Here is a 14,057-nt window from a genome sequence, read left to right as displayed (position 1 = left end):
GACGGCACGACTTCCAAGTACCATGTTTTGAACGGCCGCTTCGCGCCGCATGCCGGTCATTCAGAAACACGCCGCTTCTTTCGCTGCCATTGCGATGGTCGGCCGGGCGATCTCAGCTATCGACCCCGGCTCGCTACGTATGCATTTTAGCTATACGATAATGAACCAGTATTGTTTGCTCTGATACACTGCGCGCGGGCAACACGCCTAGGACTTTTTTGCTTCGTCTCCAACTATGGCTGTTGATCATGTCCGAACGAGCCACGAGCACAAAATCCAAGCTAACCATCCTGGAAACGGTCTATCCGCCGATTTCCAATCAGGAGGCCGTCTGGCTTCAAAATGATCCAGAGGTTGAGGCGCTGTTCAGGCAGAGCGACTTCTACGTGATCGCCGGTCGCGCCGAAGCCAAATACTTGAACCTCGTCATCGACCCCGACACCTACGTTATAACCTTCGACTTCGCGATTGGGGACGATTTCCGCGACCCCGTCGAGATCCGCATCCGCGACCTGCCGGCCGTTGGGCTATCGGAAGCCGAATCCTTTTGGATCGAAGCTGGCGAGAAGGGTATCAGGGTCTGGGACGGACCTATCGGCGAGCTCGGCTCTAACGTTCTGGAGTGGTTCACGACCGAGAAGTTGATCTGGAATCGGTCACGGGGTCGCGCCGGTATCCAACGCTTCGATCGTTACCGCGAGGCCGCGACCTACGATCTCCTCTATGTCGGCATCGCCAAAGTCGGAGACAGCTTCGACCGCCTCATAAGCAATGGGCACAAGGCCCGCACGGCGATTCTTGGCAACGAGCCCCAGCGCTATCCCGGAGCGCGGGTGACCGACGAAATCTATTTGTTCCTGTTCAACGTCCAGCCGCTGATCATGACGACCTTCGAACCGGAGCATGACTTCGAGAAAGAGGATTTCAGCGGCGCCTACGATCATAAGCGCATCGTCGCCGACGCCGAGAAGGCCTTCGTTAGCCTCCTGAAGCCCGATTACAATGTGGTGAGGTTCGCGAGCTACCCGAAGGGCACGGACGGCCTCTACGGCTCCGACTTCGTTCGCTACGGCTACGCGATCTGCGAGGCAGTTTCCTTCGACACGCCGCATGGGCGGATCAGGGGAAGCCGGGACGCAGCCACCGGCTTCATTACCAATGATGCTGACAGCATCTTCATCGAAGGAAACACCGTGAAGCTGTTCGTCTCGGGTGTCGACTTCCCGGCCGATCCGCCGCTGGCCGCAACGGACGCGGCTTCGCAAGACAACCAGAAGGAAGAAAAACAGGGGGTGTATGATCAATCGCGGTTCCGAATGGCATCGATGGGAGCCGCATATCCATGCGCCCGGCACCCTGTTCAACAACCAGTTCAAAGGCCCGAACGCCTGGGGCGACTATCTAACCAACCTTGAACAGGCGATGCCCGTTATCCGCGCGATCGCGGTGACAGACTATTATTGCGCCGACACCTATCAGGACGTCGTCCGGGAGATGAGGGAGAACGGCCGCCTGCCAAAGGTTGCGCTTGTTTTCCCCAATGTCGAGCTCCGGCTCGACGTGGCGACGGTGAAAGAACGCTGGACCAACATCCACCTGCTCGTCTGCCCCGACGATCCGAAGCATGTGGCGGAGGTGGAGCGATTTCTCAGCCGACTGAGATTCGAAGCCTTTGGCGACAACTTCGCCTGCACGCGAGAAGACCTCGCGAAACTGGGCCGGAAATCCAAGCCGGAGCTGAGCGACGAGCGGACCGCGTTCCGCCACGGGGCTTCGCAGTTTAAAGTCAACTTCGGGAAGTTGCGCGAAGAATACGGCAAGAGCGATTGGGCGAAAGAAAACATCCTGATCGCCGTCGCAGGGGCCGAAACCGATGGCACTTCCGGCATCCGGGATGCCAATGACGCAACCTTGCGGCAGGAAATCGAGAAGTTCGCGCACGTCATTTTTGCCAGCAGTCCGGCGCAGCGCGATTTCTGGCTGGGGCGGAAAAGCGGCGTCGGAGAGGACGTGCTTCGCGAGCGATACGACGGCTGCAAGCCCTGTCTGCACGGCAGCGACGCGCATGAGCAAGCTACCGTCGCCAAACCCGTGGGCGACCGCTATTCCTGGATCAAGGGCACGATGGAATTCGATGCGTTGCGCCAAGCCTATATCGATCCCGCCGGTCGGGCCTATGTCGGCCCTCATCCCCCGCTTCGGGCCACCCCCGCACGTGTCATTGCGGAGATAGAATTGATGGGTGCGGACTGGGCACAGACGCCTAGGCTCGCCCTCAATCCGGGTTTGGTCGCCATAATTGGTGCGCGCGGCTCGGGCAAAACCGCGCTCGCAGATGCGATTGCGGCGGGCTGCGACGCCACGGACGGCCGCTTGAGTAACGCGTCGTTTATCGTGCGGGCCAGTGAGCATCTCGACGGCGTCGGCGTCCGGCTGAACTGGGAGACCGGGGATCCATCTGTGCGCCCTTTGCTCGACGATGCCTTCGATCCGTCGCTCTATCCGCGGGCGCGCTATCTTTCACAGAAATTCGTCGAAGAGCTGTGCTCGGCCGACGGGCTCAAGGACGAATTGCTGAGCGAGATCGAGCGGGTCATCTTTGGAGCCCACAGCACGCTTCAACGCGACGGCGCGACCGATTTCGGCGAACTGCTGGAGCTGAGGACGACCGTGTTGCGCGACAACCGCAGCCGCGACGAGGACGCCATCGCGACCCTCTCCGACCAGATCGGGCTCGAACGCGAGAAGCAACGCCAGATCACCGGCCTCAGGTCGCAAATCACTCAGAACGAAGCACTGATCGCCGGCTACATCAAAAGCCGAGACACATTGGTGACCGTCGGCAGCGCGGAACGTATCGCGCGGCTGAACGCACTGACCGAAGCGGCCGATCACGCCCGGACCCAGATGCGGTTGTGGTCGCAGGAGAGCCAAGCCCTGCGGTCTTTGCAGAACGACGTGTCGGATTTCCGGACCAACCGTGCGCCGATGGCGCTGCGGATGACCAAGCAGAACTTTGTCGGCGCGCATCTGGATGACAACGCATGGGAGGTATTCCGGCAGACCTACGCCGGGAATGTCGATGGGACATTGACCGAGCGCCTGGCCAAGGCCGAGCAGGCAACGGCCGGGTGGCGGGGTAAGGAGATGCCACGTAAGGCGAGCGACCAGGAGCCTTATGTAGCCGACGATGCCGACCTGATGCGATTGTCGCTCGGCGAACTTGAGGCTGAGATCGGCCGTATTCAGCGCTTCATCAACATCGATACCGACACCGCCAATCGCCTGCGAACGATAACCTCCAAGATCGGGGACGAGAACGCTGCACTGAAGCGCCTGAAGGAAGCGCTGGCGGATTGCGAAGGCGCCGCGGTGCGGACCACCCAACTTCAGTCCGATCGAGAGCAGGCCTATTTGCGAGTCTTCGTGTCCATCGTCGCGGAAGAGCAAGTGCTCCATGCGCTGTATCGCCCGCTCATGGATCGCCTCGCGCAGGCGTCCGGCACGCTGCGCAAATTATCGTTCTCGGTGTCTCGCCATGCGGACGTTCATCGCTGGGCGACTGAGGGCGAAGGCTTGTTCGACAAGCGGCGCACCGGCCCTTTCAAAGGCGTGGGCACGTTGGAGACCTGGGCCAACGCGTTGCTGAAGCCGGCGTGGGAATCGGGCGATCCGAAAGCCGTAGCCGATGCGATGGTGGAATTTCGTCAGGCCCACCAAGCCGAGCTTCTCGATCTCTCCGAGGTGCCGCGATCACAGCAAGCGGATTACCGCTCCTGGTTGAGGCGGTTCGCCAAATGGCTCTATGGCAGCAGGCATATCGAGATCATCTACAGCATCGACTACGAAGCCGTTGATATCCGCAAGCTCTCTCCAGGCACGCGCGGCATCGTCCTGTTGCTGCTATATCTCGCCTTGGACGACAGCGATGACCGCCCGCTAATCATCGACCAGCCGGAGGAGAACCTCGATCCGAAGTCGATCTTCGACGAGCTGGTCGAGCTGTTCATCGCCGCGAAGAATGTGCGCCAGGTCATCATGGTGACGCACAACGCGAACCTCGTCGTCAACACGGATGCCGACCAGGTCATCGTCGCGTTTTCCGGCACGCATACGCCTGGCAAGCTGCCACCCATTCGCTACTTGTCGGGTGGTCTCGAAAGCGCGGAGATGCGCAAGCATGTCTGCGACATCCTGGAAGGTGGCGACCGCGCCTTCAAGGAGCGCGCACGGCGACTTCGCGTCCGTCTCGATCGATGAGGACGGACGACATGGAGAGCGAATTGGATTCCGATCGCATTGGTCGCATCGGCGAACGGCAGTTCGAAGTGCTCTGCGAGCGCGCAGGCCTCTATTGCAACAAGAGCGTCGTCGACGTGATGGGCTGGGATTTCATCGTGGAGTTCCCGATGGCGCCGGCCGGTCAAGCGCTACCTCTCGATCAACGCCCCACCAACGCCGCCCGGGTTCAGTTGAAGTCGACGCTCGGCCGTACCGGCAATCGTATCCGCCTCAGCCTGTCCGCCATCGATCGCTTGGCCAAGGACCCTCGGCCGGCGCTCATCGTTGTGTTTCGGCTGCGAGCCGACGGTGAACTCCAATCCGCTTATCTTGTCCACCTTGTTGGGAATGAGCTCGCGCGCGTACTCAGGCGATTGAGACTGGCGGAGGCTAGCAAGGCCCACGACATCAACCACACCGATATCAGCTACGATTATGAGAAAGTCGGGGTGCGCTTCGAGCCGACCCCCACAGGCTTATTGGCGGCCATAAGTGCAGCCTGCGGTCAAAATCCTGGCGCCTACACGATTGAGAAGCAACGGCAGCTCGCCGAACTTGGATATGAGAAGGGTCAGATCGAGGCCGAGGCACTTATCCAAATCGAGGGTCCGGAGCATTTCAGCAGTCTATTGCTTGGCCTCGCGCCCTTGAAGCCGCACCGGCTCCGCGTGTTTGACAGCCGGTTCGGCATACGCCTTCTTTATCAGGGCACGCTGTTCGACGACATCGAGGAGCTGCGTCTTACGCCTCCTACTCTGGGTTCCTGCGAGATTTCGATCCGGGGACCCGGCTTCGGACAAGCAGCGCGATTCGACGGCGAAATGTTCATCGGCCCTCCGATGGCCGAGCCGCATGGAGCAGAGCTTCTCATCCGCGCCCCAGACTTCATCATCCGGCTGACACGGCCGGCGCTCAGGTTCGAGACCGTCGGCTCGATCGATGACACGGAGCATTCGCTGGAGGAATGGGCGGAGCTGCTTCGCGCGCTCACGCTCATGGCGACGGGGCGAGCGACCCTGACGATTGCCGGAAATGACCGCATCCCGTCAATTACCTTCCCAGTCGATCAACCCATAACCGGACCGTACCTCAAGGAGATTCCGCTGATCTCCGCATTCTTGGATGGGTGGCTTCAGCTCCTCACGAATGCAGGCCTTCGCTCCACCGCTAGATTCAAGTTCGATGCGTTCTGGGAGGCAAATGAAGCACGTATGGCGGTGGACATCCTGCTCAATCCGAAATCGCAGGCTCGCTTCGAGTTCCAGACCCTCGAGATTGAAGAACCGTCGTCGCCGCCCGAAGGCCTGTATTTCAGCAGCTCGTCGTTTGCCGACACCAGCATAACCTTCAGCGCGAAGGTCTTCTTCGAGCAGTCCGATGATCCGGAATGGCAGTATCGGTCGACCCGTTTCGAAGCTCTCGATGTCCGACCACAGGTCGATGACCTTGAAGAATACGGTAGGGAGCAGGCCACGGCCTGCGATCTGAGGCTCCTTATCGACCCCAGGAACATGACATTGGCGCCTCGGATGGATACGCCCCCAACACCCTCGCACCATGAGTGAGAGGCGGCAACGGGCGCATACGGGCTTCGTTCAAATAGTAGTCAGTCAACCAGCGTGCGAGCGTCGCTCCAGGCAGCGAGTAAGCTAAACAGCGGATGCCGGGGGATACGTCCTCATATGGCCGCTATGAGCCAATCACAACCGGAAGCAGTCAGTCTGCTTGCGGCCCCAATGCTCCTGGCAGCGATGCGCCGCAAATCAGTCGTTCCTCAGACATCCACCGCATGCATCTTGAACAGACATCAGTTCTCGACCCTGACTGGCTTCTTGCTTGAACGTCGTGCAACCCGGCAGTGACGGTGGTGACCGCTAATGTCCTACAAGGATTCCAGTATTTGCCGACATTGCCGTGCACTAGTTGGCTGTGCCTGTGCGCTGCGATCCATTGAGCCCGCGGAGGCGATCTCGCCGCGCTGCGTCATTGCGCAGCAAGATCTGACGCTCCAAAAGCAGCCCGGCCGTCGCTGAGGGTGCCTACTTCGCTGCCGCGCCAAGCCACCAGGGCGACGCGTGAATGTCAAGCGGTGACGCGAGGCAGTGCGGGCAGTGAAAGAGGTTCGCGGCGATCTCAACTCCGGTAGACGATCGGTCGCAATGCAAGCAAAACCAGATGTCGCTCACCCCATGACCCAAGGGATGCTCGGCTCGGCCCGCGCTGTCCGGCACGGTTGAGCGGCGAGGCCAATCGGAGGCGATCCGGGCGTGGACAAGCTTGCGCCAACCCGAGGCTACATCGAGCGCGGCATTCCGGAAGTCCGTACCATCAATCGGGTTTGCTCTAAGTCGACGATCCGTGACGCGGAAGCGAGGGGGAGCCAAGGGGCCTCAGGCAAGGTGAGTTCCCAACCTCGTCCCCACATGCGAACATCATCTGCCTGAGTGCTCACCCGATAGCTGTGCCCCTGCAGTTCGCCCTCGAACCTGTCAGCGCCAAGTGCGCTCCAGGGATCAGTGTCGATGGAGATCAACGGGTTTTCGGCAAGTACCAGCGCCTCCGCGGTGGCAAGATCCTCCGGAGACGGGCGCCATCCTTTCTTGTTCGCGTTGGCGAGGGCGTTCCAATGTGGATAGCCCAAGGCCTGCGCAACGACTTCCAGTGCGCCGACGTGTTTGATCCGCTTGGCATGCGCGATATTCCGTGCCGCGGTCTTCAGTTCTTTCAGTTGATCGCTATTGCTCATGATCCATCCCTATCGAGGTCACGGATCCGACATGTGCCCACTGCTGACAGACCCGTCCCAGAGGGAATGGTGGGTTAAAACTCAGCGAAAGCGCACTGCGAGGCTTAGCATGGTGGGCACACAGGCCTGTGCGGGAGGCCATCACCACGTTGCAGTCAGCGCCAAAAAACGTCAAGCCACTTTTGCATGATTGTAACTAACTTAGGACCACACCCGTCGATTCACTCGCGGCCCCAAACCGCGCTGCTCTGCGCCGCATTCCGGTCACCGCCGCCGTGTTGAAAGCTTCCCGGAAGCGGACATCGGCGTAGACGCGCAAGTTGGCACCTTTGCACCACCAGCGGAAATCCTTGAATCGCGCGTCGAATAAGGCCATCGAGGACGGTGTCGCGACTCGGAAATGTAGGTCTCCTCTTCAGCGATGCTGTGCACTGCAGCAGGGTGAACCCGAAGCGCCGTCGCAGCAATTCGGGCTTAGGCGAGTAAACGATGGCCAAGAGGGCAACCGAAAACACGAGTTTACTGGCGAAGGGCGGCGGGAATGCGCCCGCCGGCGGCGTCACCATACAAGCTTCGGTTGCCGCCTCGATTGCGGTCCGGCTTCTAGCCGCTGTCGCGTTAGATAAGCGGCTCGGACTGGGCGCTGCCAAAGCGACTGCGATCCGGTTCGAAACCGAAGTACCCGTGGACGATGTCTTGATAGAAACAGATTCCGGCGGGTGGGTGTTTATCCAGTCGAAAAACTCGCTCACGGGACGTTTCGTTCTGACGAGCGAACTAGGAAAAACCTGCGATGAGTTTGCACGTCTGTGGCTGCTGACCAAAGACGGCCAAGGCGAGAGAGGATGGGATCGCCCTCTCGTCCGCGGCAAAGACGCGATGCTTCTTGCGGTCGGACACGAAACGTCCGGCCCCATCAAAGTGGGCCTCGCAAAGGCGCTCGATGCGCTGAGGATGCAATCGACCGCAACGCTCACGTACGCAGAGCGGACACTCCTGACGTCTTTCAAGAAGTTGGTGCGTTCGGCTTTCGATGCGCACGGCGCGCCTGCCGACCTCGATCTCGAGGCAGTCCTAAGGTTCATTCACGTAATCGACTACGATTTCGGCGGGCCGCAGCGCGAGCTTGCCGAAGATAGGCTCAAGGGGCTGCTTGAGCTTCCGGACGAGGCTCCGGCTGCGTTCAAGGCGATCGAGCGCGATTGCCAAAATGCGATGACAGAGAGAGGCCGCCTCGATGGCGAGAGCTTTCGAGCGTCCCTTGCCGCCGATGGCCTTCTTATCAAGACCGCTGCGAAAGGCCTTCTGGAAACGCAGGCCGCCATAAGCGCAGACACGCAAGCAATTTTGGTAGGCCAGCGGGAGATCGCTCGCGCGCTTTCCGGAGCTCCGGCAGAGAACTCGGTTGTCACCGATTTTGCGGAAAGACGGCTTCGCGAACTACGGCAATCGCGGTTCGCCGGCGGGTTTGATTCAACGGCTGCCTGCAATTCGCTTCTAACGGCCGTCGATACCGGCGAGCTTACCGCTGCTTCGTCGAGCGTCCGTCAATCGATCTTTGCCTGGTGCGCGCGAATTCTCGCTTCAGTCGATCACGAAAAGGCGCGGCATGCTTTATCGAAAGCCCAAGCGTTCGGCCCCAGCGAAGAAACGACTATTGCGGGCGCCTTCGTCGAAGCCTTCGCCCAGAACGGCGACAGGGCGAAGGCGCTCGCCGCTCTGGGGCCTCTCAACACACCGGAGTCTCTTGCAGCCTCGCTCATCGTAGCCATTCACGATCTTTCGCCGGTAGAAGGCCTTCAATGGCTGGAGAGAACCGGTCTATCGCTCGACAGATTTCATCCGGACGGCAAGTTCCGAATTCTCGGTATGCACCTCACAGCGGACGACATCGAGTCCGCGGTTAAGGTCGTCGATGCGATTGGAGAGGCGGATTTCGAGACGACACCTGCGCTCCTTGTTCTTTCCGGGACGGCGTATCTGGAGCGGACCGTCCATCCTGAGCTTCGAGGTGCGCTCCAGGCGCCGCTACCTCCCAATCTTGCCGATTTCCCATTGGCCGAGGATACTCAGGCGATGGCGCATCGCGCGAAAGCGATCGGCTACTACAAAAGAGCTGCTGCAGCCTTGGGACCTCTCGGCGCCAAACAGGCAGCATCGACGGCGGCGGATAGAGTGCTGTGGTTGCAGTTGCGCGACCCCTCGCTGGTGGGAAAGGCTCTCGAAGATCTGCAAGCGAGCATGGCCGACGAGAAGATTAGGCTTCGTAGAATACCGCTCGCTTTGGCATTCCAACTCGATCTGAACCTGCAGGCAGTCGAAGACGACATAGAGCGGGCGACAGCACTCACAGGCGGGAAATCGCTCGACGCCGCGGTTGCGCGCTTCGAAGTGGCCTTGCACCGAAAGGCATCGGACGTTGCCGCCTATATCGACCGGCATCGTGAGCAGCTCCTGGAATATTATCATTCGAATTTCTTGACCTCGATTGAAATTGAATCGCTGGTCAAAGCGGGACGCACCGAAGAGGCTCGATCGAAGCTCGCCGTTCTGGAAGGCAAAGATGTTCCGCCCAGCGCTCTCACGACATTGCGTAATCTCGTCGAGGGGGCGACGGGTGCCGATGTCGCAGCGCTTAGGGAGTCAGAATATCGAGCGAACCCAACAGTACCCGCCCTTCTCAACCTTGTGGGTGAGCTAGAACATATCCGGGATTTTTCGAAGCTTGCCGAATTCGCGGAGATTCTCTTCGAACAGGTCAAGAACGTTCCCAGCGCCGAAACCTATACCTTCGCTCTCTTCGAGACGAATGCCGACGACAAGATCATTGCGTTCGCGGACACGTATCCGGGGATCGTCGCCGCATCTCTCAAAATTGCCGCGACGGTGGCGTGGGCCAACTACCGCCTTGGCAGGCTCGGCGACGCTAAGGCCGGCTTAGAAAAGCTTTCCGCCGGACGGGACATTCAAAACGACCGTCACCTTGCAATGAACATCGCGATTGCATCCGGCGATTGGAGTTCACTCAACACCTTCGTCGAAACCGAATGGCAGAATCGCGAGAAGCGGGGCGCCACAGAACTGCTGCGCGCCGGTGTGCTGGCCCAACGGATTGGAGCCACGGCTCGATCGCAAGAGTTAGTTCGCGAAGCTGCGGGCAAAGCGAACGGCGATGCCGACATCCTTTCAACGTCTTATTCCACGGCTTCCTCGGCAGGCTGGGAAAACGAGGAAGAAATTCACGGCTGGCTCGAAGGAGCGATCGTTGCGTCGGGCGAAGACGGTCCGGTTCGGCGCATGGATATTCGGGAGCTTTTGGACCTGCAGCCCGATTGGGATGAGCGGATGGATCGGACCTGGGACCTCGTCGTTCGTGGAGAGGCTCCTCTGTTTGCCGCTGCAAAGGTCGCCCGGCGCACTCTGCTCGATGTGTTCTTGCGCCCCGCTCTGCGCAACTTAGGACAAGCGGACCCTCGGAGACGGTCTCCGATCTTCGCTTTCGGCGGCACGAAGCCTGTACGCTTGAATGTGGGTAAACGCGTTGCTATCGATCTTACAAGCCTCCTTACGCTCAGCCTAACGGACCGGCTTCGAAAGTTCCTGAACTGGGCGGACAGTGTCACGATCGCCCACACGACGCTCGACTGGCTCTTCGAAGAACGAGATAAATTGGCGTTCCATCAGCCAAGTCAGGTGCGGAGAGCGCGAGAGGTAAAGCAGCTTATCGATGCGGATCGAGTGCACCGATTTGAGGGAGCAGTTCCGCCGCAAGACCTGGAGCTACGGGTCGGAGGTGACATCGCGCAATATCTCGTTGCCGCCCAAACGCTCGACGAACAAGACAAGTCGCAAAAGCTCGTGGTTCGGCCCGCGCCTCTTCCCAAACCCGGTTCTCTCCTCGAAGAGACTGCGGATATTTCGGGGTACGAGTCTTTTTTTGCCGGGGTGGGCGATGTGTTCGTGGCGCTCAAACTCAGCGGACATCTGTCCGATGTCGAGAATGCGAATGCCAACGCATACTTACGCCTTCACGAACAGGCTTGGCCTCACAATCCGGTCGTACAGCCGGGCGCCACGGTCTATCTAGACGATGTCGCCCTATCGTTCTTTCAGCATCTGGGCCTGCTGTCCCGTCTGCCGATGGCTGGGTTTAAGGTTTTTGTCACCTCCTCGGAAGTCGACCGTGCGAATGAGCTTGTCAGCTATGATGCCTCGGCAGATGACGCCCGGCATATGGTTGAGGACCTACAAGTCGCCCTCCGCGATGGGATCGCATCCGGGAAGGTGAGCCTCGGTCGGTTGCTGCCAGCAGAGGACGACGACGAGCATTTCGATCTGCATCCCAGCCGTCTGCTCTTTGCCGGGCGGCCGGAGGTCGACGCTCTGATCGTCGACGATCGATTTGTAAATCGGTTCGGGACTCACGAGACCTACCCCATCGCGACCTCAATCGATCTACTGGCAACGATGACCGAAAGCGGGGAGCTCACCCCCGAGGAACTGACCGAAGCCCTGACAGTTATTCGGCAGGCAGGAATGCTTTTCGTTCCGCTACGTCCCGGCGAGCTCGCCGCACTCTTGAATGCTGCTCCCGTTATCGAGGGCCTCGTTCAAGAGACGGCCGAACTCAAAGCCATCCGCGAAAGCATCGTTCGGGCAAGAATGACCGACGGTCTTCAATTGCCCAACGAAGGCCTCTGGCTCGATACTCTTACGCGAGAGGCAGCGGCGGCTTTGCGCAGCCAGTGGCAGGGGTCCGTTCTGGACGAGACGGCACGCGCGAGATCGAGTTGGCTCCTTGAACTGTTCGATGCGCGCGGCTGGGCACATAGGTCGGCCGCAACAGGGCTCGGCGCGATCGAGCGATACCGCGCGCAAGTCCTAATGCTTTTGATCCTTCCAACGCCAGACGAAGATGTCCGAGCGCGGTACCGGGATTGGCTAGAGGGCGTCGTATTGAAGGGCTTCAAAGAAGAACAGCCAGAATCGTACGCCGAGCTTCTCACGTCAATCCGCGAGATTGTCGGGCAACAGATTGCCCGTACCCTCGAAGGAGGAGACGATGACGAGCAAGCCTGACCGTCGCGGTCATGTTGCCCTGGAGCTGCTTAAGCTGTTTCCGAAGTCCATTCGGGAAGATATCTCTTACTCTGAGAGTTTCCGCTCAAAGTACGAGCTGACGGTGGACTTGGTGTTGACCCTCAACGGTCTTGGGATTGCATTCCGAAGCTCCCAGCTGTTGCCAGCGATCCGAACCCTCTTCAAAGGACCAGATTCTTCGATCCTTGTTCAACCTATCGAGGGAGAGCCTGTCGAACTATCGATCGAAAGGGGCGCTAAACCTGAGCTCTTCCTGAGGCTGGGCGAACTGCGTCATCGCATGCCTTCGTTCTGGATGCTCGCTGAGGATCGAAGCGTACGTCTTGCTTACTTCGAAGACGAAGTCGGTTCTGCCAATCTTCTTACGAACGTGATCGAGGCCTGGAGGGAGAAGATCGAGAAGGGTCCGCTCAGCGAAGACGAGATGGATGCACTGAGCGAGGACCTGAAACTAACGCCGCAATCGGTTGCAGCTGCAGTACGTGGCGAGCTCACCGTGCCGGACGGCCAAGTTTCGGTGATCGTGCCCGGAAAAGCGAGCTACTACCGAGGTCTTATCGGAGAACGTGGCGACGCGAACAATGTCGAGGCTTATGCGGCTGGCAATGCAAGGGATCAGATCGGCCGGCTGTTAAAATGGGATTTTGAGCGCGGCCTCGCCCAGTGTCTCTTACTTTGCGCCAATCCGAGACTCAGTGCGTTGATCGATATCTCGCAAACCCCCGCAGCTGATGTCGAAGCCTTCTTCGCCTGGCTCTCGGAGCGAGGCGATCTCTTTTCGCAGATTGCCGGCATTGAGATCGGCATCCGATGTTTGAAAAGCTTTCCCATCCTTGAGCCCGTTTTGGTTCGGATGCTGGAGCGAATACGAGACGAGGATCCCGAGGACAGAACGGGACGACTAGCCCTCACCGTCAATCTCTTTGTGTTCGTGGATGGGGAGTTGTCACGCCTTCGCCTCTTCGCTGCCGAGCCCCCGTTCTGGCGCCGTCTCGCTGCGAGCGCGCAAGCGTCTATGATCGAAAGGGAGATCGTTGCGCTCGGAGGAACCGGAGATGACTCTTCCGTCTGGGCAAGCTTGCGAGCAGAGCCCTTCTATATGCAAACGCTCGCCGATCTACGGCAGGAACCACGTAGTATTCCCGATCTGATAAGCGCGAAGCAATTCCAGGTCGAGCTCTTGATGCGGGCCCGCATCGTAGCCAACGAAACCAAAGACACTCTACTGGAAGGCCCGCTCAAGACCCTCCTGCTGGGAGACGGTGAGAACGATCTCCAGAGCCGAACTTCTCATCCATGGGCTTGCGCGCCTAGCCCTGTCGAAGGCGGCATCGACGCCCCGCTGCCTTTCCCGGAAGACCTTCTGGAAGAGCTTCGCAAGCCGAGAGACGAGAAACCCCTTGAGGCGCGTGTCTTCGCGAGCGTTGTGAACTTCTCCTTAGTATTTCGGTTCGACACGGAGACCGTTGACCTCATCGCCGGCCTGCTCCGGAAGGTGAAATACCGCCTCAAGCTCGAGCCGGATTCCGATATCGGCTTCTCGCTCATATCAGGGCTCGCGATTATTGCCGCCTCGGCGCGGCATACCGGGCTTGCCGACGAGGTGCGCATCTTGTCGCGAGTTCTCCGGCGCCGCGGTGTCATAGACTCTGCCGCGGACAATCAGATGCGAATTGCACTTACAGCCTGCGCCTCTAGATCGGATTTGGAAGAGTGGTGCAAAGCGGTCGGTGAATGGTTCTTTGAAATCGCCGATGGCGAAATCGATCGTGGGGAAGCTCCGCAGCTGCGTTCCCACCTTCTTGCGCTTTGCCGCGCTGTTCCTCAGCTTTGGCCACATATATCGAAGGCCGATGCGGCTCTGGCGGCCATTTCGTATTAAGTGCATTTGTTGCGAGCCGCCGTGCAAGCGTGCAAGAAGGAAACTCGT

6 protein-coding genes are annotated in these 14,057 nt (G+C 59.5%); 5 read left to right on the top strand and 1 reads right to left on the bottom strand.

What is annotated here, in order from left to right:
* Positions 1-248 precede the first annotated feature (248 nt).
* Genes NL532_RS29165 through NL532_RS29155 form a run of 3 tightly spaced genes read left to right on the top strand, consistent with a single transcriptional unit; the run spans position 249 to position 5,846 of the window.
* Entirely contained in the window at positions 249-1,415 is a 1,167-nt protein-coding gene (locus NL532_RS29165) for a hypothetical protein (protein WP_023829601.1), read from the top strand.
* Positions 1,297-4,260: a TrlF family AAA-like ATPase gene (locus tag NL532_RS29160; RefSeq protein WP_023829600.1), complete on the top strand. Its 2,964-nt coding sequence runs from the start codon at positions 1,297-1,299 to the stop codon at positions 4,258-4,260. Before NL532_RS29165 ends, NL532_RS29160 begins: the two co-directional genes overlap by 119 nt.
* 11 nt (positions 4,261-4,271) lie before the next feature.
* Entirely contained in the window at positions 4,272-5,846 is a 1,575-nt protein-coding gene (locus NL532_RS29155) for a hypothetical protein (protein ID WP_155923847.1), read from the top strand.
* A gap of 728 nt (positions 5,847-6,574) precedes the next feature.
* Here NL532_RS29155 and NL532_RS29150 read toward each other — a convergent pair.
* Complete coding sequence (locus tag NL532_RS29150) at positions 6,575-7,027, bottom strand: glyoxalase superfamily protein (protein WP_286487827.1); 453 nt, start codon at positions 7,025-7,027, stop codon at positions 6,575-6,577.
* A gap of 489 nt (positions 7,028-7,516) precedes the next feature.
* On the opposite strand from NL532_RS29150, the gene NL532_RS29145 reads away from it, so the two are divergent.
* Positions 7,517-12,106 carry an HTH domain-containing protein gene (locus NL532_RS29145; RefSeq protein WP_023829596.1) on the top strand — a complete coding sequence of 1,530 codons (4,590 nt, stop codon included), beginning with the start codon at positions 7,517-7,519 and terminating at the stop codon, positions 12,104-12,106.
* Entirely contained in the window at positions 12,090-14,009 is a 1,920-nt protein-coding gene (locus NL532_RS29140; protein ID WP_023829595.1) for a hypothetical protein, read from the top strand. Before NL532_RS29145 ends, NL532_RS29140 begins: the two co-directional genes overlap by 17 nt.
* Positions 14,010-14,057 lie beyond the last annotated feature (48 nt).

Source organism: Mesorhizobium sp. C120A (assembly GCF_030323105.1).
GTDB lineage: Bacteria > Pseudomonadota > Alphaproteobacteria > Rhizobiales > Rhizobiaceae > Mesorhizobium.
The sequence above is the reverse complement of the archived record's forward strand: the minus strand, read 5'-3'. Positions and strand labels throughout refer to the sequence as shown.

Bases quoted from the DNA above. Each gene is read 5' to 3' on its own strand.
- NL532_RS29165 (WP_023829601.1), top strand. From the start codon at position 249: ATGTCCGAACGAGCCACGAGCACAAAATCCAAGCTAACCATCCTGGAA.
- NL532_RS29160 (WP_023829600.1), top strand. From the start codon at position 1,297: ATGATCAATCGCGGTTCCGAATGGCATCGATGGGAGCCGCATATCCAT.
- NL532_RS29155 (WP_155923847.1), top strand. From the start codon at position 4,272: ATGGAGAGCGAATTGGATTCCGATCGCATTGGTCGCATCGGCGAACGG.
- NL532_RS29150 (WP_286487827.1), bottom strand. From the start codon at position 7,027: ATGAGCAATAGCGATCAACTGAAAGAACTGAAGACCGCGGCACGGAAT.
- NL532_RS29145 (WP_023829596.1), top strand. From the start codon at position 7,517: ATGGCCAAGAGGGCAACCGAAAACACGAGTTTACTGGCGAAGGGCGGC.
- NL532_RS29140 (WP_023829595.1), top strand. From the start codon at position 12,090: ATGACGAGCAAGCCTGACCGTCGCGGTCATGTTGCCCTGGAGCTGCTT.